Here is a 26,242-nt window from a genome sequence, read left to right as displayed (position 1 = left end):
TTATTTTAATTCTTTATTTGCCATTTCTGGTAAAAATTTATAAACCAATACTGCAAATAGCAACATACAACCTGCCATAAATGAGAAGATTAGTGGATAACCATAAGTATTTACTAACTCTAAGAAACTAGAAATAAATATACTTTCTAATAGCGCTTTAGAAACCAATGCTATAGAAATACCCATGCCTCTTAGATGTATAGGTAAAACTTCTGAAAGAATCAGCCAAATACATACAGCTGGACCAACCGCCCCACCAAATACAACTATAATTATACCTATAAGAGCTATAATTTTTAGATCACACTGTAATGCAATAATAGTGAGAATAGTAAACACAAAAGCAATTAACAAACCTGATATAGCTAATTTCCTACGTCCTACTCTATCTACAAAGAAGATACCCACTACTGTTGCTAATAGATTTACAAGTGTCAAAGCTGAACCATAGTCACTTGCATGAATTTTTAGGTTAGGGAGAACTTGTCCAAATATTGTTGGACCATAGCTTATAAATAAATTAATTCCCACAAAACCATTTAGAACTGTTAAGAAGCTTATTAAAAGTAATTGAAGGAAATAGGTTTTATTTTTTAATGCCCCAATAAAATCTATAAATCTTATTTTCTCTCTTATCGAAGATGACGGTTGTGAGTCTGCAAAAAGTCTTTTATTGGTTTCATCTGCTAAAGCAGTTTTACCTTTAGAATAAAGCCATGCTGGTGAAAATGGCGCTATAAAGCTTACAAATAGCAATGAAATAGCTAAAGGTATTGCAAAAGCAAATATTAAACGCCAACCATAGTTCGCCGCCAACAAACTTGCTAATAAATTCGCAATAAATATCCCGCTAGCTAATGATAGCTGAAATATCCCTGTAGCTCTTCCTCTGAAATTAACAAAACTAGCTTCTGCTATATATATAGGTATTACTGTAAGTAGAAAACCTACGGATATACCCTGAAATAATCTAGATAATAATAAAGACATATAGCTTTGTGACAAGATCATCAATACTATGGATATTGCAAATAAAAATGATCCTAAAGAAATAGTATTCCTTCTACCAAATAAATCCATTAAAAAGCCTGAGATAAACTTAGATATTAATGCACCAAAAAAAACTACTCCCGCAATTTGTGAAAGTTGCAAAGGACTCAACATTAACTCTTGTTCTATTAAAGGTAGTGTTCCTGAAATAACACCTATATCAAAGCCAGAACAAAGCCCTGTTAAAACGATAAGGCCTAGAACTAACTTCTGATATTTATTTACTATCATTAGGCTTCCTTGGTTATTATCTGATTATAGGTTTCCATTACTATTGAGTCTGTTTTTGTTAAGTTTTTTGATATCTCATATAGCTTCTGGACTAAATCATCATACTCCACTTTAGGATGCCCTGTTTGTTCTAATAAGTACTCTACATATCTAGTGCTTCTATCTATAAGCTTATTATTTGCTGGAGATACATAAGTCATGATATTACTTGTGTATCTACCTAACCTACCCATTAATAAAGTCGAATGAGTATTTAGTAAAATTTTTAATAAAACTTGAGATGTAACCTCAGACATTTTTTTATGCTTTATAGAAAAGCTTTTATCGTCATAAACAACTGTATAACCATTTTCATTTTTAATAACTTCAACTACTTTATGATTATTTAAGCTAGATCTTCTTTTAACAGCTTGAGCTGAAATATTAAAGCCCTCTAATCTTTCAATTCCTGTATCTGCTATTGAGAAATCCCATTCTAGCGTTCTAGGTTTATGGTTTAAAATTTTTGACCATGTATTAGTATTAGAGTCTTTTATCGATAAATAACAATAGCTTGTTTTATCTTCTTTATTATTAATATTTTCAAATGGTGTAACACTAAAAGTCGGCGCTCTTTCTGTTGTATCTGTAAGTATTGTTAAACCTAACTCATCATCTGTTATGTAAGTTGTAAAACCACCATTCCTATAACATTCAGATTCAAATGTAGTAAAATCTTTAACATCACTAGCATTTATAGACTTCACTCCGTCTAAAAGAGCAGCTAACTCTTTTAAGAAATTAATTTTTTCAAATTGTGCAAATAACGCTAAACCAACAAACAATGTTTGTACAGTTGTTGCTTGCATTCTAGTACTACCTGCTAAAGCCATAGACTCTATAGTCAAACTTAAACTCTTTACATCATCGGAAGTTATCAAATCATCTGATCTTTTAACTGATTTCAAAGATTCATCTGAATTACAATAAATAAGCCATGGCTCAACTTTAGAATTAGCCTTTGCATATTCAACTGTTGACAATACAAAAGGAGTTTCCCCTCCCTCTGTAACCCCAACCATTAAATCATTCTCAGAAAATCCAAGCTCTTTCACATGTCTAGTAGCATACTCAGGATGATCTTCAAAACCCTCAACTGATTTAACTAAGGCAGCATCACCTCCCGCCATAAATCCTATAACTTTATCTTTCAGGTTTGCTGGTGCATATCTTTTCCAAAGACTTTCTAATAAAAGTGCTAGTCTTCCTGTTGCACCACATCCAGAGATAAAAACCTTATTAGCATTTAGTGCCTTAGAAATATCGGATTTTAATAACTCAAACTCTTTAGAATATTCTTTAAGTTTTTCAATAGCATCTATATCAACTGATCGAATCATTTCTATAGCTAGCTCAAGATCTATCTGAGATTTTTCAGCTAATCCTATAGTTTTAGGATTAGGTTTTTCTGTGGTCAAATGACCTAATCTAAACTTCTCTCTATTATCCCAAAAAAAAGACCAATCTTTTATTAAACCCATACCTACCTTCCTGTAATTTAATTACCAAAATTAACTTCTTTGTCTTATATCTTTTAAGCTTTGTTCAAACAATAGCTGACCATTTTCATAATATGTCACAAATTCACTTTTAGGATGATATTGGCCAATTTTAAAGCTCTCATTTAAAACTATAGTCTGATACTCTCCATTCTCATCTTTAATAAGATCAAGACGCCCTTTTTTAGATTTTTTAGTCCTATCTGTTATTGGATTTTTATACACATCGAAGATTTCGTTTCCTCTTCTGATAGCAGAACATTTCATTGCAAATTTAAAACTATCTCTATTTATAGAGGATTCAAAATTGCCTTGCAGTAATGCTCCACCCATACCAAAGGCTATATTCTCAGCTGAGAACTTTATTTTTTTCATTGCTTCTAAGATTTTCTTAACTAGAGTTAGATTGACGCCATCACCTTGAATCAAAGCAACTTTATTTAAAACCTTATATCCTTTTGAATTAATTTTTACACCATAGCTTTTTTCTAATTCAGCTAAGGCATAAGTAATATTATCAATTGCATCACCAGAGTCTGGTCGTATAACAAGGTTTGCTTTTTTAGATAAAACTTTATCTTTTAAATCAGTCCATGTTTGTATAGCTCCTTTAAAATCCCAGCTATCAGACACACAGGCATATAAAAGGCTATTATCGCCAAACTTATTAATCATATTCTCAAAAGCCTCTTTCTCATTCTCAAGCCCATGACCCCAGCATGTAACTGTAGAATGCTCACTAGCTGGTATAGAAAATGCCGCCATTTCTTCTGAATAGTAATCTCTGCAAAATTTTAAAGCGGCTAATGTATCTGTACCCATGAAATTAGTAAGATGTGCTGCCCCACCAATCTGAGCAGACTCTTCACTTGAAACACCTCTATATCCAAAATCATGTAACATAAAGGGTAATTTATCTAAAGTATCTGCCGTCTCTTTTAGATATTTTTGAATTTCTATTTTTATATTATAACTAAGAGTTGCTACTGTAATTGGATACCAAACTTTAAGCAAAAGAGTTTCTAAAAATCCTGGTAACCAGAAAAGCTCTTCATCTGTACTTTCTATAGTCATAAGAGCATTTTTAGTAGGGATAACAACACCCTCTTTAATAGCTCTTATCCTAACTGGTAAATAACCATTATATTTATCTATAATTTTTCTAAATCCATCTTCATAAAAAGGAATACCATGTAAAGCTAGAAGCTCTTTAGCTTCATTTACCATCTCTATAGTTATCGGTTTAGATAAATATTTTTTAATATAATATTGAAGACCAAAGAACTTTGTTTCCTCATTAAGATAAGGGCCTGATGCTCCTCTACTTTCTATATAAAAATGAAGGTAATTAGTATTTTCAGGATATTGAAAAGGATGTGAATGCTTATAACTATCTGTCATTAAAAGGATATTTTGATCAGTCATTAAGCTACTAAAATCTAAAAGGTAGTTAGATCATTATATCTTATTACCCTCTGATATAAAAACTATTGCTTCTAACCCTCTTTTATTTTTCCTTCAACAAGTCTTAAAACTTTTTCCATATAGCCTAAAGAAAGCCCAGTTTTATCAAGCATTGGATTATATTCAGCTACTTCAAAACATACTAAATTATCATAATCAATTTTAGAGATAGTCTCATAGAAAACTTCCGGCTGAATTCCATTTTCCACTGGAGTGCCAACTGCATCCATCATGACAGGATCTAAACCATCTAAATCAAAGCTTATGCCAACATTACCATTTGTTGCTTTTGCAAGACGGTCAAACTCTTCTAAAAAGAGTTTTTCAAAATTTTGACTATTCAAATCTTTTTGATAATAAACCTTTACTCCAAGCTCATTTAAAAACTCTTCTTCTGCTGGTTCATAAGAACGTATACCAAAAAAGACAATATTCTCTGGTTTCAATTTTGGCTCATTATTTAATATGTGTGTAAATTCTTCATATCCATAACCAAGTAGGTGGGCTACAGGCATGCCATGGATATTACCAGTTTCAGATGTATCTGGACGATGACTATCCATATGAGCATCTATCCATATTAATCCAAGATCATTTCCTTGTTTTTTTAAATGATCATAAACACCACTCCATGTACCTATAGCGCATGAATGGTCTCCTCCTAATGCTAAAGGAAATTTGTTTTCAGATAACACACTAGATATTTTCTTAGCTACTTTAGTAAAATATCTCTCCATCGTATCAACTTCAACACGACCACCAATATAATTAAAAATTTGAGCATCTATTCTTCTATCTCTTAGAAGATTTAATAATACATAAGGTGCTCTTCCACATCCTATTTTACGTCCAGCATTACCAATAGAAACTCCTATTGCTTCTACTTTTCTCATATTATTACTCCAAAATTACTATAGGACTGAATATAAATTTTTAGGGTCTTTAATAGGCGGGATCATATTCATATCACTGCCAATCTTATATTTATCGGCCAAATCCAGAACTAACCTTAATGCTGAAAAATCTTCAATAGCAAAACCAACTGAATCATAGATTGTAATTTCATCATCACTTTCGCGACCAGCCTTATTGCCTGAAAGTATTTCCCAAACTTCGGCATGAAGAACTTCTTTTACTTCTTGTGGAGAAAGATTTTGAATCTCTCCTTCAATCATAGATTGTTCTTTGTACTCTACAACAACCTTACCACGGAATAGTATTTTCATATCTAACTCTGTCTTACCTGGACAATCTCCACCAAGACCATTTATATGTACACCTTCTTTAATCCAATCATTCTCAATAACAATCGCGTGCAGCTTACAAGCTGTACAAACAACTATAATATCTGCTTCTTCACATGCTTCTTTAGCACTCTCACATGGTTGAAGGTTTAAGCCAGAATTTTTCATATTGTTAGCATACTTAACCATTGCCTTAGGATCTGTGTCATAGTATTTCACAGTTTCTATTGGTCTTATTAGTTTATGTGCCAAAGTTTGAAACTCACTTTGAGCACCAGTACCAATTAGAGCTAGAGTTTTACTCTTTTTTCTTGCCAGATAATCAGTTGCTAAAATAGTTGCTGCCGCTGTTCTTAAAGCAGTTAAAAGTGTCATTTCAGATATTAATAAAGGATATCCATATTTGATTTCATTAAGTTGCCCAGTAGCTACAACTGTTTGTTTTCCATCAAATGGATTTCCAGGATGTCCATTCACACATTTATATGTAAATAACTTATCATCCGCAGTTGGCATAAGCTCTAAAACTCCACCAGGAACATGTGCTGCGTACCTTGGTGATTTATCAAACTTATTCCATCTTATAAAATCTTCTTTTGTATACTGAACAAGATCTTTTACAAAATGATCAAAACCATGTTTTTGGACAATTTTAGCCATATCATCCACAGAAACTATTCTCATAAATAAACTCCAAGAATATAAAAAATATAACCCTATAATGATATATGGAACCTAAGTAAAATTCCAGCCACCTCTATAAAACACTATTGAACATTACTTGATCGTATTTATCGACTTTAGTAATCCATAACAAAGAATTTTTACCATGTTCAACTTTAACTTTCTTTATTTTTCCATCTATTTCAATATTATAGTAACCCTGATCTAAATTTATACTATATAACTGGACATTATTTGGTAATAGCAACCAGCTTCTCTGATCTGCAACTGTAGTAAGCTGAGAATAAGCAGTTGCAGCAATAGCTGCTAAAGCACCGTAATCACCAGATGACTGTATTGCTACTACAGAAGCAGTTACTTTTGCTATAACTCTAGCTATTTCTCGAGAAAGAATAGCAGGATAATCATCACTTAATGACTTAGCAGCCATAGCAGTAGTATCAACCAATAAAGATGTCTTACCTGAGCCTACTAAATTATTATCTTTAAAAACTTTTACATCTATTGATGGATCTAAAACATATTTACCATAATAAGGAAGAGATATTTTTTGCACTCCTGCCATTCTTGCAAAGATTATTATTGGCAGATCAAATCTTTTTATTGATTCAACAAGTCCTTGCTCATATATAAGAACTAATTTTCCTTGATTATCTTTATATAAAGGCGCTTCACCATAGAATGCCTTTCTTACTTGCTCATAATCTTTACTCACATATGGATTGTTTGGCAATATTCCAGAAGCATTTTTCATAGATAAATGCACATTATTTAGGTTATTATCATAGGCTTGGTATATTAGAGCCTCCAAATAATATCCAAAACCATTTTCATAAGAATTAACTACTTTACTAGCAATCTCTTGAGTATCCCTAAACTGCTTAGTATTAACAAAATCTCTAGTGATATATTGAGATTCACCACCTCTAATGTCCTGTTTTGTTGTTCTTTGAATATCTTGAGCTAACTGTTTTGACTCAAAAGTAGCATATTGAGCATAAGATAAATTTCTTATACTTACAGCAGCATCTTCAATGTTCTTATTAATCAAAAAGTTTAATGCTCTATAGATATATAAAAAAGTTATTTCATAATCTTGAATACGGTACTGCCTTTCTTTATCACTTAAAGCAACTGATTGAATACCTGAAAGAATATCTCTTACTCTAATTAACGCTTGAGTTTGAGTTTTTGCTATATAGTCTGTAGCTTTATTATAATTTTTTTGTGATGTATCAACACTACCAGCAAATTGCTCAAATCTTCCAACCTCAAGAAATCCAATTGGTGAATCCACACTTTCTGATAAAAATAGTTTTCTTAAATTTTGCTCTTCTTTTTTCGGAACTCCTGATCTTATAGAATCTTTAGCTGGCTTTATTTTGTCAGGATGACTAGAGCTAAGAGTTGCACAACTAGTAATAAAACTAAAAAAAGATATATAGAGAAATAATTTTAGGAATATTTTTTTCATGCTCAATATTTAGTTAGATAAATATGCTCTATCACCTTTTTGTATATTATTGATTCCACCTTCTATAACCTCAGCTATAGAATATTTTGGCATTACATCTATAACTCTAATTTTAGCGGATGGCTTACTATCTAATACAGTATGTTGACCTGTAGAGCTATCTTCTACTGTTCCTATACTATACCTTATAGTATAGATACTTCCTCTTTTGACTCTTTCACCACCCTGATTAAGATATATATTATTATCTACAACAGAAAGTACAGACAGTGGGTAAATAGCTCCTATAACTTGATCTGCTATTTCTTTACCTATCTTATGGTACAGTCTATTTTCAACTTCTAATAAAGAACCATTATTTGCTTCTATATATTCATTTGCTTCACTTGATGGCAGAGATACTGTAACAGTATTAGACCATTTTACTTCCATAGTAGCTAATTCAATCACTCTATAAGAAACTGTGGCTGAAACTCTCCAATTAGCAAAATTCTCTCCATAATAAGATGACTTTTTCTCATTTATACTTAAAGCTAAAACATCACCAGTCAAAATAAAATCTGCTCCAATTTTCTGACCTAGTTTTAGTTTTTCTTCTGCTGAAGTCGAGGAGTTTATTTTTTTTATTTCAGACTGATAAATTGCTTCATCATCTTCATTTCGATTTACTATTCTAAATTTTCTAGATTGAGTAAATTGAGCTTTTATAGCTTCTTCTAAACCTATTTTCACTACTGAAGTTGTTGTATCACCAGCATTTATAGCATCTTGCTTAACATTAAATGGAACTATTGCAACTTTATACATATTAAGTTTAGATCTTTCATCAACTGGCTGATACTGTCCTAAATTTATAGATAATCTAACCTCATATCCTTCTTGATGTTTGATTTCATTTTCTATTGTATAAGATATGATCAAGCCTTTAGTTATTTTTCTAATTTCTTTTTCAAAGTTTTCTGTAAGAGCTATTTCTAAACTTCCTGAAGTATTTGGCATTTGAGTATTTAGATTATCTATTTCTTTCTCAATTTCTGCTTCATTGGCTTTTTCATTTTTATTAACTGTTTGAATCAAAGCATTTATAATAGCATTGTGTCTTGTTTTTCCAAAGCCATCAACCAATATATGATCACCAGCTAAAGACAACGATGCTACAAGCAAGAATGTAGTAAATACTAAAAGCACATTTCTTAACATAATACTTATCTCAAAATTAGAATTGATTTAAATACTCATTATCATCACTTTGCCTAATGATAACTTGACCATTTAGTGAAGTTTTTCCACTATCACTAGTTTGAGCATGTTCTCTACGATATTTATCATAATCAAAATTTTTGATAGCATTAGCTGTTTTAACTTGTTCTGGATTCCATCTTATCACTACGCCATATACTGTATTGCTAGTACTTGGTAGTGTATATCTCCATTTTTTAACTGTTTTCAAACCTATTAAATCAAGCTGAGCATGAGTCTGATAATAAGTTGAAAGAGCTTTTTCTATATCAGTTGTATCATCTCTTCTTAACTGATCTGTCTGTGTATTTTTAACTAATGTACTCGCTATATTTTCTGATAGAGTTAAAGCCTCTTTTGTAGACATTTGTCCAGCAACTAAGGTTACTATATTAGCTCTTGCTTGAATCTCTGCTTGTTTATAAGCATAACTAGAAGCTGAAACACCTTGAATTTTAGCTCCAGTATAAGATCCTTGACCAAAAGATAAAATATATGGTTGATTATTTTCATCAAAACCAACTCTAATACCAAAATCTCCCATCATATCTTCACCAGATTTATCTTTATATAAATCTGCTGTTGGCTTCCCACCCTTACCTTTTATTACAGGTTCATTGCCGTGTTTAATATCTTCAAACATCCCTTTAATTTTATCAGAGTAGATAACCACTACACCTACTGCAGCATTACCATCTTTTTCAACCACAAAAGTCTTTATTGGCAACAATCCTGATAAGTTTCCAAATCCAGTAGTTAAACTTTGAATTGTCATTTGCTGATTAAGTAAAAGTTTTCTCTTTTCATCTGGTGAGGCAATATCATTAGGATTAACACCATTTGCTTTAAGCTTTGCATCTAGTTCAGCTTCACTTAACGCCATAGTTTTAGCATCTATCGCAGCCTGTGTACCAGCTTTAGGCTTATCAGAATCAGTATTTAGTTCATTAGCTCCTGTACCCTGATTACTATTTATACTTAAAGATTTATCAACCTTTGTGTTTGCAGAGATAAATGAAATATATTCTGCTTGTGCTTTTATTAAAGATTTTTCAAATGCTATTTGCACACCATCTGTATAGTTTGAGTTAGTCTGATTAAAAGAAGCTTCTCCAACAGCTGAACCAACATAAGCATATTTATCTCTTAAATTATTTTCATTAATATAAGCTTCCATAACATCTTCTAATATTTGCTCAGCAGTTCTACCGTCTTGGTTTTGGACAGGCTTAGCATCAGAACTAATAGAATTATTTAAATCCGAAACATTATCAGTCTCTATATTTTTTGAGTCTGACGTGGTTTGCTGTTGAACTGATTGTGTATCATTAGTTTCTTGAGCAAATGCAGTGCTCGTAAAAAGTGATGCTAAAAGCAAAGATGTTAAAATTTTCTTTTTCATATTACTCTCCATTTACATATCTTAAAGAATTACCATCCAAATGTTGATCTAGTTTGTGATTTTCGTATTTGCTTATCATCTTGCCAAATTATTAAGCCTGTTTGTAAATCCATCATTTTTAATGTTGCTAAAAAGAACTTAGACCTTTTATCGCCATCTACATTTGTATTATCAATATCTTGAATGCTACCATAAACCATATACCTAGCACCAATGTGCTGCCCTAGCTTTATAGCTGTATTTTGATCAACCATACCACTATTTGCTTGATATCCCAGCTGCTCTCTAACATTCTTAATTTGCTCCATATCTGTAACTTGGAACATATCACTCTTTATAAGCTGGGTTTGCACTGTATTAGATAGCATATTTGTATTTATATGCTCTCTCGTTTCATTACGAATATTACTAAAGAATAAAGTTGGTCTTTCCATAGATGTTATTCTCACAACAGCTTTTGACGATAACATATCCTCAACCATATCCTTAGTCATAGCTTGAAGATCTGTTGAACTAAAGTTAATCGAAGTTGTATCTACACTATCAGACTTTTCATAATTGACACTTGTTTTACTACAAGAAGACAAAAGAAATATTGTTGCAACCAAAATACCAAAAATTAAATTATTTTTTTTCATATCTATATATTTCAAAGAATAATTAAGAAAATTATAGCATTGATAAAAAGATTATAATAGTTGAAGCAACTATAGAGTATTTTAATTCTCTTTTGATAAACAAACTTTTAAGAAATCTACAAAAGTATCTTCCAATTTACTTCTTACTCCCGCACCTCTAATCAAATAAAAATTAAACTCTCCAAAGTGATAATCATCTAAAACTGGTACTAACTTTTTTTCATCAGAAGGGTTTATGAAAATGTCAAAAGTATTAATAACAATTGCATCACTAAATGCGATTTTAACATCACAAAAGGCATTATTTAGTATAAACCTAGGTTTAAAATTGAATTCCTCTTTTCTATTAGTTTTTTCAGATGTTGCAATTAGCTTTGTCTGTATTTCACCATTTTGTAAAAATCCAACTAGACGGTGATCTTTTAACTCTTGTAGTGTTTCTGGAATACCATGAGCTTCCATATATTTTCGTGAAACATATAATTTATTTTTAGTCTTTATTAACAACTTTATAGTATTGCTTTGAGCGACTGGCTTGTGAAAACTAATCCCTATATCACAGTTTTCTTTTAATAGATCTATTGCCCCTCCATTATAAGAGAAGACTAATACAACTTTTGGGTATTTTAAATAAAAGTGCTTTAATTTTTCTAATAAAATATTATCAAAGAATTGTTTTGGTAAGGCTATTCTTAGTATACCCTCAACATCTTTTGTCTTATTAACAATGTCTTGTAATGCATCACTAGCATTCTGCTCTATTCCCTCAAACCTTTCAAAAACCTCTCTACCTTGAGATGTCATTTCAATAAGCCCTCTAGAGTTTCTTCTCATTAGATTTATTCCTAATGATTCCTCTAATTGCTTTATTCTTCTAGATACAGTGGCTTGCGAAGTATTCAGTGATTCAGCAAGAGCTGTAAATGATCCTAGTTTTATAAGCTTTATAAACAAAAATAAATCATTATAATTCATACCTTATATTCCTTTTTGTATAGCAGATATACAATTTTGTATAGAGACAATATATTTCTCTCCACTTACAATTATATATAAAAGGAAGACTTCATTCCTTTATTAAATTAATAAAACATTTTAAAGGAGAAATTTATGAAAAAACATTTCAAAAAAATAATCCTAGGAAAAGCTTTAAAAGCACTTATTCCAAAGCTTTCATAACCCATATCTAACCAAATATTCATAAATATTAAGTATTTGAATAAACTACTCATCTAAATCAGAAATATATATAATATTTTCACCAAAAAGAAAAAACTTAGAAAATATGTATATTCTTTATTCAATTCCAGGATCATGTTCTACAGCAATAGCTGTTCTACTAGAAAAATTAAAAGTAGATTACAAAATAATCCATCGCAAGGATGTTCCGAACTATTCTAAAATAGTACCAACTAACCAAGTACCTGCTTTAGACACTGGCAAAAGAGTAATTTCTGAAGGTGCTGCTATTACTTTATATCTACTAGATAAACATTGTGATTCATTAAAAAAAATATCTATAGAGGATAAGGGAGAGTTTTATCAAAAATTAATGTTTAACTATGCTACCCTTCATCCTTCTTACACCCGTGCCACAGGTACAGCTAACGCTATGGGAGAAAATAAGAATATAGAAGTTTTACAAAAACTAGCTGATAAAATTTCTGAACTATGGGTAATAGTTGACAATCACCTCTCTGAAAATGAATTCATGTTTGGCAATGAAGCAACAATTGTAGACTATTTAATAACCATATATACCAAATGGGCAGCTAAGTTCTTTCCTTACTTAACTGTTACCACTGGTGAAAATGTAAAACGTTTAGCTAAGCAAATATCTCAAAGACCAGAATTCTTAGATGCTTGCAAAAAAGATGGTTTTAATTTTTAAGACTCAAGCTCACTTATTTTTTTCTTTTTTGCTCTTTTTTTCCTTTCTGAACGTTTTCTAGATGCTTTAAATTTAGCTCTTTTGCTTTTTCTTGGCGTTAAAGATTTTTCCAATTCAGGATCAGTCTTACTATCAACCAATTCAAAATCTATATGGATTTTATCAAGATCAACCCTTACAACACGTACTGTTATTTCTTGACCTAACCTAAATACTCTATTAGTTCTCTTTCCTATAAGAATATTTTTAGGCTCATCAAAAATATAATAGTCTCCTTTAATAGCCGAAACATGGATAAGCCCTTCTATGTACATATTTTTTAATTCAGCGAATATTCCTAAACCGTTAATATGTGCTATATGAGCATCTAAAACTTCTCCGATATAATCTTTCATGAAGTAGCACTTCAGCCAATTTTCAACTTGTTTAGAAGCGCCGTCAGCATTTCTTTCTTGATTAGATGCATTATCACAAATAGCAGCTAATTCTCCTGCTTTATAGTCACTACCTCCGTAACCATATTCATCAATTGTTGATTTTATAAGCCTATGGACTACTAAATCAGGATATCTTCTTATAGGAGAGGTAAAATGAGTATAAGCTTTATATGCTAATCCAAAATGTCCCTGATTATCAATACTATAAACAGCTTGATTCATACTTCTTAAAGTCATCAATTGTATATCGTCAAAGTTTTTACGATCTTTAACACTTTCAAGCATTTCAGATATTGCTTGAGGTGTGACTTTTCCATCTTTACCTTGTGATAGATGTATTCCTTGAGAGCCCAAATATTTTTTTAGCGCAAGCATTTTTTCTTCTTTAGGTTCACTATGAACTCTAAATGGTGAAGTTTTTTTATGCTTAATCATAAACTTAGCTGCTGCTGTATTTGCTATAAGCATACATTCTTCAATTAATCTATGCGCATCGTTTCTATGCCTTGGAACTATTGACTCAATATGATTATGTTCATCAAGAAGTATTTGCGTTTCAACCGTATCAAAATCTATAGCGCCACGCTCATCTCTAGCCTGATGTAATATTTTATATAAATCATATAAAGTAAATAAGCTAGGGATAACTTCTGGGGATTTTTCTACAATAGAGTTTTTCTTCTTATCCAACAAGTTAGCAACCTCAGTATAAGTAAGTCTTGCTTTTGATCTAATAACCGCAGAATAAAACTTATATCTTGAAAGTGTCCCATTACTACTAATATTCATTTCACATACCAGTGAATATCTATCGACTTTAGGTTGTAACGAACATAGTTCATTTGATAACTTCTCTGGTAGCATTGGTATTACATAGCCAGGGAAATATACTGATGTGGATCTCTTTTTAGCATCCAGGTCTAAAGCAGTATCTTTTCTTACATAATTAGAAACATCTGCTATCGCAACATATAACTTCCAACCACCACTCTTTGTTTTTGTTGCATAAACAGCATCATCAAAATCTTTAGCATCTTCACCATCTATAGTTACAAAGTCTAGCGATCTTAAATCCACTCTATTTTCTAACTTCACATCTTCAGATATTTTTTCTAAATATTTTAAGGCCGTTTTACTCCACTCCTCTGTTAAATCATACTTCTTACTAGCTATCATCATAGCTTCTTTAACAGGAGACATTTCTTCCACAGTTCTTAAAAACCTTCCTACAGCTGCGCCTATAATACTTGGTTGAACTATAATCTCAGCTTCAATAAGCGAATGTTGTTCTATTTTTTCTCTAGGAGGCAATAAGATAATATTAGAACTTATATTTTTACTTACCGGTCTTAAAAAATGACCATCAAAGCAGGTATCATAATAACCAACTAAAGTTTTTGTATTTCTTTTTAAAATGGTTGTCACTTCTGCTTCTAACTGATTTTTCTTATTCAAACCAATAATCTTAGCTGCAACCTCATCTCCCACAAATAACATCTTTGAATATGTTGATGAAATAACTACTTCAGCTTGCTCAATATGGGAAAATAAGACTAGTCGCCCATCTTTATCAGATCTTACTTTTGATGTTATATATAGATGCTTATAATCAGCCAATCTATAAAATGATTTATCTTTAACAACTTGCCCATCTCTATCCATAGCCCCAAGTCTGTTGATAAGGCCTTCAAGCTGCGATCTTTTATCTATTTCCAAAGCTTGTGCAATATTTTCTATCGTTGCTGGAAAACCAAGATCTTTAAGGTATTTGAGAATAAACTCTCTACTTGGAATTGGGTTGGTGTATTTTTGTGCCTCTAACTCTTTATTAGGGTCATTTTCAATATTGTATTTACTCACTTATAAATATATCCTGTTCAAAGAACTTTTTATTTTTTAATTTACCCTGATCAAACTCTGCAATTGCAATAAATATATCGTCACTATAAATTCTCACCACTCCATCTAATTCCAGTTTAACAGGTAACTTCCCTCTTTTTAACAAATCATCTTTAAGGTTTTCTGCCAAATAATAAATTGGCTTATCCTCAAAAACTTTTTCTACATGATTAATGGTATCAATTTTTTGCACTAAACTTAATGATTTTAAATTTTCTAGCTCAAAAGCTTGCTGAATATTAAAAGGTCCACTTGCAACTCTATGAAGTTCTATCAAATGCCCGCCACACCCTAACTCTCTACCAATATCTATAGCTAAACTCCTAATATATGTCCCCTTAGAACATTTAACTAATATTTTTATATTATCTTCTGCGAAAGATTTTAACTCTAACTTATATATGTTTATATTTCTTGGCTTTATCTCAACCTTCTCGCCAGCTCTAGCTAGTTTATACAAAGGTTGTCCATTATATTTTAAAGCTGAAAACATTGGTGGAACTTGTTCAATTTTTCCTCTAAATTTACTTAATATTTTCTCTATTAAACTCTCATCTAAACTAGGTACTTGCTTACTTTCAGTTATAATCTGCCCTTCAGCATCTCCCGAATCAGTTTCTACACCTAACTTAATTGTAGCCATATACTCTTTATCAGAGTCTAATAAATACTGCGCTATTTTAGTTGCTCTACCAAAACAAATAGGTAAAACTCCTGTAGCCATTGGATCTAAAGTGCCTGTGTGACCAGCTTTTTGAGCATTAAATAGATGCTTAACCTCTTGAAGAACTTTATTTGATGATAAACCCCGGGGTTTATTAATCACTACCACCCCGTTCAAATTGAGTTTATTTCTTTTTTTCATACAGCTCCTTTTCTGCAAGGAATCTAATCATCTCTCCTGCAGCTAATTGCTCAGCCTTTTTTTTACTATCTGCGACACCCTCTGTTTCCAAATCAAGCTCTTTCACTAAAACCTTTACAGTAAATATTTGCTGATGATCTTCCCCTTCAGTTTTCACAAGAGCATAGTCGGGTAACTCATAAGTATTTTGTAATAAAATTTCCTGTAATTTTGATTTGTTATCTTTTATTTTAACAACATCAAGATCTATATTTTCTAATATAGGCCTATACCAGCTAATCACACATTTTTTAACTGTCTCAAAATCACTATCTAAATATATAGCACCGATTAAAGCTTCTAAGACATCTTCAAGAATCCTCTCCCTCTTATGTCCCCCACCTTTTAACTCGCTTGCGCCCAAAATTATATACTCATCAAGACCTAACTTTAGAGCTAGCTGTGCTAAAGTATATCCTTTCACTAACTTAGTTCTTATCTGAGAAAGTTTACCTTCAGATTGTTCAGGGAACATAGAGAACAACACCTCTGCTATTAGAAATCCTAATATCGAGTCCCCTAAGAATTCCAACCGTTCATAGTTTTTTTTACCTTTACTACGATGAGTTAGTGCTCTTATCGCAAAAGCTTGATCTTTAAATGAATAATTAATTTTTTTATATAGAGATATATAGTCTTTAGACATTATCTAAAAAGTCCTACCTATTTCACCTAGTCTTACTGATTTATCATGACTATCCCAGCTGAACCAGACTATTTTAGCTTTACCAACTAAATCTTTATTAGAAACAAATCCCCAATAGCGACTATCTTCACTATTATCACGATTATCTCCCATAACAAAATAGCTTCCTTCAGGCACAGTTACTCCATCAAAATTGGTAGGCTCTGCTATACTCATCCAATCAACCTTATATTGAATATCACCTAAATGCTCTACACAGACTATATCCTGCGACTCTCTATTTCCGCCTTGATTATAGTAATTTTTTGTATGGTAATCACAATCTGTATATTTTAAAGGCTTTCCATTAATAGTTAATCTCTTATCTTTATAAGAAATCACATCTCCAGGAACTCCTATAACTCTTTTTATAAAATCAACTTTAGGATTCACAGGGAAATGAAATACCACTATATCTCCTCTTTTTGGTTCTCCAATCGGAATTAACACATTATTAGAAAAAGGAGCTCTTACCCCATAAGCAGTTTTATCGACAAAAATAAAATCTCCAACAGGAAGTGTTGGTGTCATTGATGCTGTAGGGATTAAAAAGTTTCCAATTAAAAAAGTTCTTATTATAAAAACTGCTACAAAAACACCAAAAAGAGATCTTGCATAATCTGCTACTAATGGTGCTTTTAAATTATGGTTTTTATAAAACTGTCTTTTCTCTTTTTTAGATAATTTTTTTAATTCAGCCTTATACGGCTTAAGTCTTTTTCTTTGAAAGAAAAACAAATCAATTAAGTAAATAACTCCTGAAGCAATAGAAAGAAACAATAACCAGAAAGTAAAATTAAAACTCATTTATAAAACTTAATTTTTTATACATTCAACAATATACAAGCTATTAGCTCTTTTACTTTTCAATTTTATCTTTTTGAATGAAATAGCCTACACCTCTTATTGTTTGAATAAAATCAGACATATTAATTTTCTTTCTGAGATTATGCATATGAACTTCAAGAGTATTTGTATCCATTTCTTTATCAGTCGAATAAACTTCCTCTAATAACTGTGTCTTAGGTACCACGCGACCAGCATTATTTAATAAGATAGAAAGTAAAGCTAATTCTTTTTTAGAAATAGGGATTATCACACCATTTCTAGTTACAGTTTCAGAAGCTGAATTAAAGCAAAAATCTCCAAATTTAACTTCTTCATTTAACGTTTTATTGGTTTTCGCTGCAACTCTACGAGAAATAGCCTTTATTCTAGCGACTAATTCTTCTAACTCAAACGGTTTAGTTAAATAATCATCAGCCCCTAAATCTAAGCCTTTAACTCTCTCTTCTAAACTATCTCTAGCAGTCAATAATAATATAGGTGTTTTAACACCCTTATCTCTAGCATGTTTTAGCACTTCAAAACCTGTTCTTATAGGCAAACCAACATCAAGCACAACAACATCATAAAGACCTGATTCGATAAATAATTGAGCAGCCTCACCATCAGAAACTAAATTAACAGAATAACCTTCTTTTTGGAGAGCTTCTAATAGTCCCTCACCCAAATTCAAATCATCTTCTACAACTAATAGTCTCACTACACAAACCTTTTATTTGTATTTAATATTTAACTAGATGTATTATACAGTAACAAATAATTTTTTTTAAACTTTTTTAAAGTTAAGATTAATAGTAAGGATACTGCAAATGAATGATGTTAACTTTGATAAACTTTATTCTGATTTTCAAAATTTTTTTACTTTATGTCACTACACAGATGATGCTTTAAAAAAAGAAGTTTTGGATAGAGCACATCAAGAAAAGGATCGTAACAACTTTAATTTTTACTTTAGAGGAATAGTATTTAAATTTGAAATAAATAATAAAGATATTAAATATGTAGGCTATGAGAAATAGGACTACTTAGCCATTTTTAAGGTAAATACATAAGGAATTACCAGGGCTAATACTATTCCACCAAGGAGTAAAGAGTCAAAATACAACACAGACATCTCAGAACTGTCTAATGGAATAAAGCCAACTACAACAGCTATAACACATCCAATGATACCCAAAGTAGACATAACAAATGTGCCTATAGCTCCTTTGAAAATTTCAAATTGACCTTCCTGCAAGGGCTGAGTCAACTTAAGCTTGAGTGCTGTAGCAAACATCCCCATATATGCAATTACTGCTAACTGAGCAGTAAGATCACTCAAGTACCAATATGCTGAATGAACAGAAGGCATAAATATATAAAAGAAACAAAATATAGTAAATATAAGCCCTTGGAATACTAAAATCTTATCTGGAGCATCATTTTTATTGGTTTGACTAAAAACAGCTGGTAGCAAGTTATCTTTACTAACAACCATAAAAGCTCTAGATAACCCCATTATCCATGCAGATGTTGTTGTAAATGCCCCAAAAATTAATGTGACCGCTATTAAATAAGACAACCAAGGCATACCTATCTGTGAAAAAAAATAATGAAATGAAACCATAAGCCCTGTCACAATATCAACATCTCCTATCTCGAGCTGTTCACTTACTAAGATTACAGCAATATTTGACAAAATTAATGTTAATAAAATAACAAAACCAGAAATCAACAAAGCTCTAGGAAAATTTTTCTTAGCATCTCTTACATTAGCTGCATGAATTGCACTCATCTCCAAACCAAACAAGCTAAACATTACTGTAATAAATAAAGCCCAACTTCCTACATTATTTTCTGAAGGAACAAAATCATTAAGGCTTGGCATTGTTATATTATTTGTATGAGTTGTTGACCATACAAAAGCTATTAAAATTATAACTATCATAGGTAATAATGTTCCTATAATAGCTCCCAATGTACTAACTGTACTAGATGTTTTTATTCCAAAAAGATTTATAGCTGTAGCACTCCAAAACATAACCAAGCTCATCGACATCATATACCAAGGATTAGAGACTAGATCATTAGCATTTTGCCCTAATAAAGGTGCCATAACATAGGCAATGACTCCTGCAAAGAAACCACATATTGATGGGAACCATACTAGGTTATAAACCCATTGAAGCCATAAAATAACAAAACCAAATCTTTTTCCAAAAGCTTTTTTAACCCAAATATAAATACCACCTGTTTCATCTGAAGAGCCCGTAGCCATTTCAGCCGTCAACAATGCACAAGGTATTAGAAAAAATATAGCTGCAAGAATGTAAAAGCTTATTACAATCCAGCCAGCTTGAGCTGTTATTGAAATATTTCTCAAACTATCGACAGCTATTATATTAATCATAACTAGACGAATAAGACCTAGTTTTTTACTAGTCAGGATTTGTTCCACAAAGATCTTAAAAAAGTTTATACGATATAGCATTTTAGTATATACTTTATACCGAATTAGAACAAGGGATCATTAAGTTTAAATTAAGATGGAAAAAGTAAAATATTTAACACTTGCTTTAATGCTTACTTCAGCTTCAAGCTTATACGCTAAAGATAGTAAATATATCTGTAAGAATAGTATCTTAAAGACCCCTCTTACAAAAACTGATGAGAGACAGATGCTAAATTTTACAAATTGGGCTGACTATATTTCACCCAATATTATCCCTTGTTTTTCTAAGCTTAGTAATACTCAAGTAAAATATATTTACACATCTGATGACAACATGACAAGAACAAAAGTTTTAACAGGTTCATCAGGTTTTGATTTAATTGAACAAGGCTCACTATATCTACCAAGTGAAATCCAATCTAATGCTCTTATAGAATTAGATAAATCAAAGCTACCAAATTTAAAATATAAAAATGACATTATCTACAATAAAATCTCAGAAATAAATGATCCTGACAATAAGTATGGAATAGTTTATAGCTATGGCACAACTGGACTTGCTTATAACAAAGAGCAAATTCAAGAAAGGCTAGGTAAAGATGCTATACCAAATAGCTGGAATTATGTTTTTAATCCTGAATATTTAAGTAAGCTTTCCAATTGTGGAATATCCCTATTAGATGAACCTGAACAAATCTTTGGCAACTATTTCTTCTATAAAGGTATAGACCCAAATACAACAGATAAAGCAGCCTATGAAGAAGCCGCACTATATCTGATTGATAATGTAAGGCCTTACATTAAGTATTTTGATAGTAATAAATATCAAAATGACTTTACAGCTGGAAATCTCTGTTTAGTAATGGGATATTCTGGTGATGTGGTAAGATCTGTTGAGAGAGCAAAAGAAATAAATCCAGATATTACACTAGAATATATTGTTCCTAAAGAAGGGACTAACATCTGGTTTGATATGTTAATGATTCCTAAAGGTGCTAAAAATTTAGATAAAGTTTATGAGCTTATAAATTACATAATTGATCCTTATGTTGCAGCTCAAAATAGTAATTATTTATATCAACCAAATGCTATGACTGGTAATGAAAAATACCTATCAAAACTATTCAATGATACAAATATAAAACCCACTAATGAAATGTTAGAAAAAATGTATGTATTAAATATTCACGATGCTGAAACACAATCATTTATTAGTAGAATGTGGATGAATGTAAAATACGGTATAAGATTTGAGCCAAAATTTTATAAAGAAAACAAATTAAATTAATTGTAAGTTTTCAAAACCAATATTGTCTAATGCCCCATATAAAATAACAGCCACTGCATTCGATAAATTTAGACTTCTACTATTCTTATTCATAGGGATTTTAATTTGTGTTTCTCCCAAATATTCTAGAATCTCAGCAGGTAGCCCCCTAGTCTCTGGACCAAACAAAAGCATATCATCTTTAGAAAACTTTACTTGATGATAATAACTACTAGCTTTAGTGGTACAAGCCCAAATCTGCTTATCTTTGTTTTGCTCAATAAAATCTTTAAAATCTTTATATATTTTAATACTTGCAAACTCATGATAATCTAAACCCGCTCTTCTTAACTGCTTATCATCAAGCTTAAATCCTAGTGGCTCAATAAGATGCAAACTTGCACCCACATTAGCACATAAACGAATTATATTGCCAGTATTTGGAGGAATTTCAGGCTCATAAAGAACAATATTTAACATATCTAAAAATAAGAAAAGCTTAGAGTCTAAATATTATAAACTCTAAGCTTTTAAGAATAAATAATTGATTGTAGTAAATATATTAGTTAGAAGCTTCTTCTTTTAAAGGCGCTGAAACACTTGCTTGAGCTCTTTGATTATAACCTTTGTTCTCAGAGTTTGTATTAGGAACTAATGGAAACTCATAACCAAAGCCTTTAGTGTCAATTTTTGTATCATCAAGACCTAATTGCTTCATATAGTTAGAAACAGATGCTGCTCTTCTTTCAGAAAGGTCTTTATTATACTTCTCATAAAGAGGACCAGTTTTACCTTGAGAAGCATAACCTTTAACTGTTACTTTAGCTATATCATAACTATTTACAAATTTAACAAAACTAGCTATTGCCGCTTTGCCTTTAGTATTTAACTCAGCACTATCATAAGCAAACTTAGTATCTAAATATACAGTAACATCATCGCCATCAACTGTATAGCAAGCAACTCCATCTTTTGTTAAGTTGAAGTTACCTTCACATTGCTTAATACCTTCAGGAAGATTGTATTTACCCTCATCTATAGTTGGTAAAGCAGATGCACCAGTAGTTTCTGCAGCAGTTGTAGCACCATTATCTTTAATATTAGATGTATTAACTGTATTATCTTCTTTTCCGCCAAAGAACCAAGTTAATCCAGCACCTATCATATTAGTACCGGCTCTACCATTTGCCCCAGAAACATTACTAGGTGCCATTGTTTGAATATATCTATAATCAACACTCGCTTGAACATTTCTAGAAAGTTCAAACTTAAGACCTCCACCAACATCCCAAGCCCCAGTTGCTTGACCTGCTAAGTTTGCCCAACCGGCACCACCTGCAGCGTATGGAGTAAACATTGTACTGTTACTAAAATTGATAACACCTTCACCTAGACCAGCAAAGTCTCTACCAACCAATTGGTTATATTGCACAGCAAAATATTTATTAATGTTATAACCCATTATGAAGTTAGCGCCAGCACCTGATGGAGAGTTAGGAGTTCCAGCAAGACCATTAGCATCTACACCTAAATACCATTGACCCGTCCTATCTTGAGGACCCCAAGTGTTATCGCTATTAGTAATACTTCCCCAAGTACTTCCAAATGCATCGATTATATTATCAGCAAAAGAAAAACTAGCTGAACCAAACAACAAAGACGTAGCAATAGCCATACTTCTTAATTTCATCAAAAATCTCCTCTATAGATTTTATAACATTTAATAAAATTTTCTTGACTGGAAATAGTCAATGCAAATATTCTAGATAAAAGAAAGTTTATAATCAAGAAAAATTTTAAGAAAAATTTAAGTTAATAAGATTTTCAATTCAGAAATAAATTAAGAAACCTTGTTAAACTAAAGCTACCAATATATTTTTACGTTATTTTAAAATACATGTTTTAAGAATATTTGACATAAAATTGCTTAGTTTTTATAAAAATATTTATTAATTAATTTGAAGTAAGCTTTTTATACTTTGACATTAAATCTTCTCTTGTTTCAATATGATCAGGATCTACGATTATGCATCGAATTGGGCAAACTTTTGTACATTGAGATACAGAGAAATGCCCTACACACTCAGTACACTTATCAGGATCAATTTCATAATATTCTTCACCTTGTGAAATTGCTTGATTAGGACATTCAGGCTCACAAATATCACAATTTATGCAATCATCTGTTATTAATAAAGCCATTACTATCCTCTTTGCACTTTATTTTTCAGCTCATCATATACACACTCAGGAACAAATTCCTTAAGTCTAGTATAATCATGGATTGCTACAGCCCTAACCATAGTGGAAGAAATACAAGAAAAACTCTCACTAGGAGTTAAAAAAACAGTCTGAATAGAATCATCTAATTTACTATTTATACTAGACATCTGATATTCATAGTCAAAATCAGAAACAGCTCTCAGGCCCCTTAAGATCGCACAAACATTATGTTTTTTTGCAGTATCTACCAAAAGTCCTGTAAAACTTATAACTTCAACTCTATCTTCATTTTTAAAAACAGTTTCTACTAGTTTCTTTCTATCTTCTAAGTCAAATAAAGTATTTTTTCCATAACCTGTAGATATAGCTACAATAATCTTGTCAAAAATACACAAACCTCTTTTGATTAAATCAAAATGTCCATTTGTAATGGGATCAAAGGTTCCAGGATAGATTGCTATTTTTTGCTTCATATAGTCTAAAATAATCCTAACTCTAACTTAGCTTCTTCTGTCATTAATTCAGAATTCCATGGTGGATCAAACACCATTATAACATCAACCTTATCAACATTTGGTAGCATAGCCACTCTAGTTTCTACATCTTTCATAAGAATCGGGCCCATTCCACATCCAGGAGCTGTTAATGTCATATCAACAATAACATGGAAATTGCCACTCTCTAACTCTCTAGTAGAAACATTATAAACCAAACCTAAATCAACTATATTAACAGGAATTTCTGGATCATATACAGTTTTCATCTGATCCCAAATAGCATCCATGTTTATTGGATCTCCCGGTTTGATATCATACTTTTCTACTGGATACTTAACTATCGCTTTGCCAATTGCATCAGCGTCTTTGCCATCCAAGTGAAGAAGATTGCCATTTACATTTAAAGTAAAACTCCCTCCTTTATCTTGAGTAACTAGTGCCTCTTGCCCTGGCATTAATGTAATTTCATTACCGAAAGGAACTGCAACAGCTACAACCTCTCGTCTTATAATAGTAACATCAGTCGGTTTCATTAAATCACTCTCTATACAGTAAAACTTTCACCACAACCACAACGAGCTGACTCGTTTGGATTTGTGTATTCTAATTTATATAAGCCAAAATCATGCTTAACATAGTCTATTTTCAAACCGTTGAGAAAATCTCTAGATTTATTTGAAATAAAAAACTTTATATCAAACAAATTTGTTTCCGTGACATCGGCCGGTTTTTCTTTAACAAATTCAACATCATACGCAAGTCCAGAACATCCCATAAGTTTAGTGCCTATATAAACACCCACACTTCCACTTTCTTTTTCTAAGTGCTTTCTAAAATGTTTAGCTGCTGCTTCTGTAATATTTAAAATATTCTTATTAGGGTCAAATACTTCAACCATAAATCCTCTTTAAAATATAAATGTTATTTTAATTGTTTTATCACTCTTTTTAAAGCTAACACAAATGTATCAATCTCATCAAAAGTATTATACATTCCAAAAGACATTCTAACTGTAGAAGTTAAACCAAATCTTTGCATAAGTGGATGTGCACAATGTTGCCCAGTCCTAACGCAAATGCCTTTAATAGCTAACAATTCGCCTATATCACTAGAGTGACAACCATCAACAATGAAAGTGATCACACCAGCTTTGTGTTCAGACTCACCAATGATTTTTAAGCCTTCAATCTCTTTTAATAACTTAGTCGCATATTTCAGAAGCTTTTGCTCATGCTCTTCTATATTTTTCATCCCTATGGAATTTATATACTTAATCGCTTCCCCAAGCCCAACAGTGCCTATGATATCTGGCGTTCCTGCTTCAAACTTAAGTGGCGCCTTAGCAAAAGTAGTTTTCTCAATACTAACCATATCAACCATATCGCCACCATACCTAGCTGGAGGCATTTGATCTAAAAGTTCATACTTCCCATACAAAGCTCCTGCTCCAGTAGCTCCATATAACTTATGTCCTGAGAAAACAAAAAAATCACAACCTAAATCTTGCACATCCACAGATTGATGTATTATAGCTTGCGCACCATCAACAACAACTAAAATTTTTGGATTAATTTTCTTAACTTCTTTAACAATCTCTTTTATTGGATTAATAGTTCCCAACACATTTGAACACTGTGTGATAGCTAAAACCTTTGTTTTACTAGTAACCAAAGATAGAAGTTGTTTTATATCTAAATCACCATTATCTTTCACTTTTGCAACTTTAAATTCTAGATCATTTTTGTAACACAACATTTGCCATGGTACAAAGTTTGCATGATGCTCCATCTCAGTAACAATAACTTCATCGCCTTTGGTTAAATACCATTCTCCTAGTGAAGAAGCCAATATATTTATTGAATCAGTTGTTCCTTTTGTTAAAACAATCTCTTCTTCTCTAAATGCGTTAATAAATTCTTTAACCAACCCTCTAACTCTTTCATACTTACCACTTGCTTCTTGGCTTAAAAAGTACACCCCTCTATGAACATTTGCATAACTAAAAGCATATGCATCTGCTATTGCATCTATAACCACTTTAGGCTTTTGTGCAGAAGCTCCCGTATCAAAAAAGATAACAGGCTTATCATTTATAGTTTGACTAAGAAAAGGAAAATCTTTTCTTATTTTTATAACATCATACATATTATTTTAAATACTTAAATTATTCTAAAACAAGGAACTAAACAATTATACTA

The 26,242-nt window shown here is 31.5% G+C and carries 26 protein-coding genes; 3 read left to right on the top strand and 23 right to left on the bottom strand.

All coding sequences use genetic code 11. The annotated features are described in order from the left end of the window. The 10 genes from DNK87_RS06175 to DNK87_RS06130 all read right to left on the bottom strand — a co-directional run bounded on the left by DNK87_RS06175 (position 1) and on the right by DNK87_RS06130 (position 11,939). Positions 1-1,281, bottom strand: a complete 1,281-nt coding sequence (locus DNK87_RS06175; RefSeq protein ID WP_119330003.1) for an MFS transporter — start codon at positions 1,279-1,281, stop codon at positions 1-3. Beyond that, entirely contained in the window at positions 1,281-2,801 is a 1,521-nt protein-coding gene (locus DNK87_RS06170; RefSeq protein WP_119330002.1) for a hypothetical protein, read from the bottom strand. Before DNK87_RS06170 ends, DNK87_RS06175 begins: the two co-directional genes overlap by 1 nt. A 30-nt stretch (positions 2,802-2,831) precedes the next feature. Continuing rightward, positions 2,832-4,244 carry a nicotinate phosphoribosyltransferase gene (locus DNK87_RS06165; protein WP_119330001.1) on the bottom strand — a complete coding sequence of 471 codons (1,413 nt, stop codon included), beginning with the start codon at positions 4,242-4,244 and terminating at the stop codon, positions 2,832-2,834. A 71-nt stretch (positions 4,245-4,315) separates the two neighbouring features. After that, on the bottom strand, positions 4,316-5,176 hold the full coding sequence (locus DNK87_RS06160; RefSeq protein WP_119330000.1) for an arginase: 861 nt from the start codon (positions 5,174-5,176) through the stop codon (positions 4,316-4,318). A gap of 18 nt (positions 5,177-5,194) precedes the next feature. Beyond that, on the bottom strand, positions 5,195-6,211 hold the full coding sequence (locus DNK87_RS06155) for an ornithine cyclodeaminase (RefSeq protein ID WP_119329999.1): 1,017 nt from the start codon (positions 6,209-6,211) through the stop codon (positions 5,195-5,197). 73 nt (positions 6,212-6,284) lie between these two features. Continuing rightward, positions 6,285-7,685 (bottom strand): COG3014 family protein, encoded by a 1,401-nt coding sequence (locus DNK87_RS06150; RefSeq protein ID WP_119329998.1) that lies wholly within the window; start codon positions 7,683-7,685, stop codon positions 6,285-6,287. A gap of 9 nt (positions 7,686-7,694) precedes the next feature. Continuing rightward, positions 7,695-8,885, bottom strand: a complete 1,191-nt coding sequence (locus DNK87_RS06145; protein WP_119329997.1) for a CsgG/HfaB family protein — start codon at positions 8,883-8,885, stop codon at positions 7,695-7,697. 16 nt (positions 8,886-8,901) lie between these two features. Then, positions 8,902-10,326: a DUF6844 domain-containing protein gene (locus DNK87_RS06140; RefSeq protein WP_119330157.1), complete on the bottom strand. Its 1,425-nt coding sequence runs from the start codon at positions 10,324-10,326 to the stop codon at positions 8,902-8,904. Positions 10,327-10,355: 29 nt separating this feature from the next. Beyond that, positions 10,356-10,964, bottom strand: coding sequence for a penicillin-binding protein activator LpoB (gene lpoB / locus DNK87_RS06135; RefSeq protein WP_119329996.1), 609 nt, complete (start codon positions 10,962-10,964; stop codon positions 10,356-10,358). A gap of 81 nt (positions 10,965-11,045) precedes the next feature. Continuing rightward, positions 11,046-11,939, bottom strand: a complete 894-nt coding sequence (locus DNK87_RS06130) for a LysR family transcriptional regulator (RefSeq protein WP_119329995.1) — start codon at positions 11,937-11,939, stop codon at positions 11,046-11,048. A gap of 310 nt (positions 11,940-12,249) precedes the next feature. On the opposite strand from DNK87_RS06130, the gene DNK87_RS06125 reads away from it, so the two are divergent. After that, positions 12,250-12,855 (top strand): glutathione S-transferase family protein, encoded by a 606-nt coding sequence (locus DNK87_RS06125; protein ID WP_119329994.1) that lies wholly within the window; start codon positions 12,250-12,252, stop codon positions 12,853-12,855. Here DNK87_RS06125 and rnr read toward each other — a convergent pair. From rnr to DNK87_RS06100, 5 genes are read right to left on the bottom strand one after another with little or no spacing between them, the layout of a single operon-like run. Continuing rightward, positions 12,852-15,152 (bottom strand): ribonuclease R, encoded by a 2,301-nt coding sequence (gene rnr, locus DNK87_RS06120; RefSeq protein WP_119329993.1) that lies wholly within the window; start codon positions 15,150-15,152, stop codon positions 12,852-12,854. The genes DNK87_RS06125 and rnr overlap by 4 nt on opposite strands. After that, the gene (gene truB / locus DNK87_RS06115; protein ID WP_119329992.1) at positions 15,145-16,056 is read right to left on the bottom strand and encodes a tRNA pseudouridine(55) synthase TruB; all 912 of its coding nucleotides are present in this window, start codon (positions 16,054-16,056) and stop codon (positions 15,145-15,147) included. The genes rnr and truB overlap by 8 nt, the downstream gene beginning before the upstream one ends. After that, positions 16,040-16,741: a ribonuclease III gene (rnc, locus tag DNK87_RS06110; RefSeq protein WP_119329991.1), complete on the bottom strand. Its 702-nt coding sequence runs from the start codon at positions 16,739-16,741 to the stop codon at positions 16,040-16,042. Before rnc ends, truB begins: the two co-directional genes overlap by 17 nt. Before the next feature lie 3 nt (positions 16,742-16,744). Continuing rightward, on the bottom strand, positions 16,745-17,587 hold the full coding sequence (lepB, locus tag DNK87_RS06105; RefSeq protein WP_119329990.1) for a signal peptidase I: 843 nt from the start codon (positions 17,585-17,587) through the stop codon (positions 16,745-16,747). A 52-nt stretch (positions 17,588-17,639) separates the two neighbouring features. Continuing rightward, the gene (locus tag DNK87_RS06100) at positions 17,640-18,326 is read right to left on the bottom strand and encodes a response regulator (RefSeq protein ID WP_119329989.1); all 687 of its coding nucleotides are present in this window, start codon (positions 18,324-18,326) and stop codon (positions 17,640-17,642) included. 109 nt (positions 18,327-18,435) lie between these two features. Between DNK87_RS06100 and DNK87_RS06095 the strand changes: the two genes are divergently transcribed. Then, on the top strand, positions 18,436-18,645 hold the full coding sequence (locus tag DNK87_RS06095; RefSeq protein WP_119329988.1) for a hypothetical protein: 210 nt from the start codon (positions 18,436-18,438) through the stop codon (positions 18,643-18,645). Positions 18,646-18,647: 2 nt separating this feature from the next. On the opposite strand, the gene DNK87_RS06090 is transcribed toward DNK87_RS06095, so the two are convergent. Next, positions 18,648-20,063, bottom strand: a complete 1,416-nt coding sequence (locus DNK87_RS06090; protein ID WP_119330156.1) for an APC family permease — start codon at positions 20,061-20,063, stop codon at positions 18,648-18,650. A gap of 121 nt (positions 20,064-20,184) precedes the next feature. On the opposite strand from DNK87_RS06090, the gene DNK87_RS06085 reads away from it, so the two are divergent. After that, the gene (locus tag DNK87_RS06085; protein WP_377654950.1) at positions 20,185-21,345 is read left to right on the top strand and encodes a polyamine ABC transporter substrate-binding protein; all 1,161 of its coding nucleotides are present in this window, start codon (positions 20,185-20,187) and stop codon (positions 21,343-21,345) included. On the opposite strand, the gene trmL is transcribed toward DNK87_RS06085, so the two are convergent. The 7 genes from trmL to DNK87_RS06050 all read right to left on the bottom strand — a co-directional run bounded on the left by trmL (position 21,337) and on the right by DNK87_RS06050 (position 26,189). After that, positions 21,337-21,804 (bottom strand): tRNA (uridine(34)/cytosine(34)/5-carboxymethylaminomethyluridine(34)-2'-O)-methyltransferase TrmL, encoded by a 468-nt coding sequence (gene trmL, locus DNK87_RS06080; protein WP_119329986.1) that lies wholly within the window; start codon positions 21,802-21,804, stop codon positions 21,337-21,339. The genes DNK87_RS06085 and trmL overlap by 9 nt on opposite strands. 82 nt (positions 21,805-21,886) lie before the next feature. After that, on the bottom strand, positions 21,887-23,014 hold the full coding sequence (locus tag DNK87_RS06075; protein WP_162523389.1) for an OmpA family protein: 1,128 nt from the start codon (positions 23,012-23,014) through the stop codon (positions 21,887-21,889). Between the two features lie 263 nt (positions 23,015-23,277). Further along, complete coding sequence (locus DNK87_RS06070; RefSeq protein ID WP_119329984.1) at positions 23,278-23,526, bottom strand: YfhL family 4Fe-4S dicluster ferredoxin; 249 nt, start codon at positions 23,524-23,526, stop codon at positions 23,278-23,280. Positions 23,527-23,528: 2 nt separating this feature from the next. Further along, positions 23,529-24,020, bottom strand: a complete 492-nt coding sequence (coaD, locus tag DNK87_RS06065; protein WP_119329983.1) for a pantetheine-phosphate adenylyltransferase — start codon at positions 24,018-24,020, stop codon at positions 23,529-23,531. A gap of 5 nt (positions 24,021-24,025) precedes the next feature. Beyond that, a complete protein-coding gene (sufT, locus tag DNK87_RS06060) occupies positions 24,026-24,577 on the bottom strand; it encodes a putative Fe-S cluster assembly protein SufT (RefSeq protein ID WP_119329982.1) in 552 nt (183 codons plus the stop codon). Between the two features lie 11 nt (positions 24,578-24,588). Beyond that, complete coding sequence (locus tag DNK87_RS06055) at positions 24,589-24,942, bottom strand: HesB/IscA family protein (protein WP_119329981.1); 354 nt, start codon at positions 24,940-24,942, stop codon at positions 24,589-24,591. Positions 24,943-24,965: 23 nt separating this feature from the next. After that, positions 24,966-26,189, bottom strand: coding sequence for an aminotransferase class V-fold PLP-dependent enzyme (locus DNK87_RS06050; protein ID WP_119329980.1), 1,224 nt, complete (start codon positions 26,187-26,189; stop codon positions 24,966-24,968). Between the last annotated feature and the right edge of the window lie 53 nt (positions 26,190-26,242).

The sequence above is a fragment of the Pseudofrancisella aestuarii genome (assembly GCF_003574475.2).
Taxonomy (GTDB): Bacteria; Pseudomonadota; Gammaproteobacteria; order Francisellales; family Francisellaceae; genus Francisella; species Francisella aestuarii.
Note: the sequence above shows the minus strand (reverse complement) of the source record. Positions and strands in the feature narration are given on the sequence as shown.

Coding starts and splice junctions, on each gene's coding strand:
- DNK87_RS06175 (WP_119330003.1), bottom strand. CDS start 1,281: ATGATAGTAAATAAATATCAGAAGTTAGTTCTAGGCCTTATCGTTTTA.
- DNK87_RS06130 (WP_119329995.1), bottom strand. CDS start 11,939: ATGAATTATAATGATTTATTTTTGTTTATAAAGCTTATAAAACTAGGA.
- truB (WP_119329992.1), bottom strand. CDS start 16,056: ATGAAAAAAAGAAATAAACTCAATTTGAACGGGGTGGTAGTGATTAAT.
- DNK87_RS06050 (WP_119329980.1), bottom strand. CDS start 26,189: ATGTATGATGTTATAAAAATAAGAAAAGATTTTCCTTTTCTTAGTCAA.
- trmL (WP_119329986.1), bottom strand. CDS start 21,804: ATGTTAAATATTGTTCTTTATGAGCCTGAAATTCCTCCAAATACTGGC.
- DNK87_RS06170 (WP_119330002.1), bottom strand. CDS start 2,801: ATGGGTTTAATAAAAGATTGGTCTTTTTTTTGGGATAATAGAGAGAAG.
- lpoB (WP_119329996.1), bottom strand. CDS start 10,964: ATGAAAAAAAATAATTTAATTTTTGGTATTTTGGTTGCAACAATATTT.
- DNK87_RS06160 (WP_119330000.1), bottom strand. CDS start 5,176: ATGAGAAAAGTAGAAGCAATAGGAGTTTCTATTGGTAATGCTGGACGT.
- DNK87_RS06075 (WP_162523389.1), bottom strand. CDS start 23,014: ATGAAATTAAGAAGTATGGCTATTGCTACGTCTTTGTTGTTTGGTTCA.
- DNK87_RS06145 (WP_119329997.1), bottom strand. CDS start 8,885: ATGTTAAGAAATGTGCTTTTAGTATTTACTACATTCTTGCTTGTAGCA.
- DNK87_RS06055 (WP_119329981.1), bottom strand. CDS start 24,942: ATGGTTGAAGTATTTGACCCTAATAAGAATATTTTAAATATTACAGAA.
- DNK87_RS06155 (WP_119329999.1), bottom strand. CDS start 6,211: ATGAGAATAGTTTCTGTGGATGATATGGCTAAAATTGTCCAAAAACAT.
- coaD (WP_119329983.1), bottom strand. CDS start 24,020: ATGAAGCAAAAAATAGCAATCTATCCTGGAACCTTTGATCCCATTACA.
- DNK87_RS06140 (WP_119330157.1), bottom strand. CDS start 10,326: ATGAAAAAGAAAATTTTAACATCTTTGCTTTTAGCATCACTTTTTACG.
- rnc (WP_119329991.1), bottom strand. CDS start 16,741: ATGTCTAAAGACTATATATCTCTATATAAAAAAATTAATTATTCATTT.
- DNK87_RS06150 (WP_119329998.1), bottom strand. CDS start 7,685: ATGAAAAAAATATTCCTAAAATTATTTCTCTATATATCTTTTTTTAGT.
- DNK87_RS06085 (WP_377654950.1), top strand. CDS start 20,185: ATGCTTACTTCAGCTTCAAGCTTATACGCTAAAGATAGTAAATATATC.
- lepB (WP_119329990.1), bottom strand. CDS start 17,587: ATGAGTTTTAATTTTACTTTCTGGTTATTGTTTCTTTCTATTGCTTCA.
- DNK87_RS06125 (WP_119329994.1), top strand. CDS start 12,250: ATGTATATTCTTTATTCAATTCCAGGATCATGTTCTACAGCAATAGCT.
- sufT (WP_119329982.1), bottom strand. CDS start 24,577: ATGAAACCGACTGATGTTACTATTATAAGACGAGAGGTTGTAGCTGTT.
- DNK87_RS06165 (WP_119330001.1), bottom strand. CDS start 4,244: ATGACTGATCAAAATATCCTTTTAATGACAGATAGTTATAAGCATTCA.
- DNK87_RS06095 (WP_119329988.1), top strand. CDS start 18,436: ATGAATGATGTTAACTTTGATAAACTTTATTCTGATTTTCAAAATTTT.
- DNK87_RS06070 (WP_119329984.1), bottom strand. CDS start 23,526: ATGGCTTTATTAATAACAGATGATTGCATAAATTGTGATATTTGTGAG.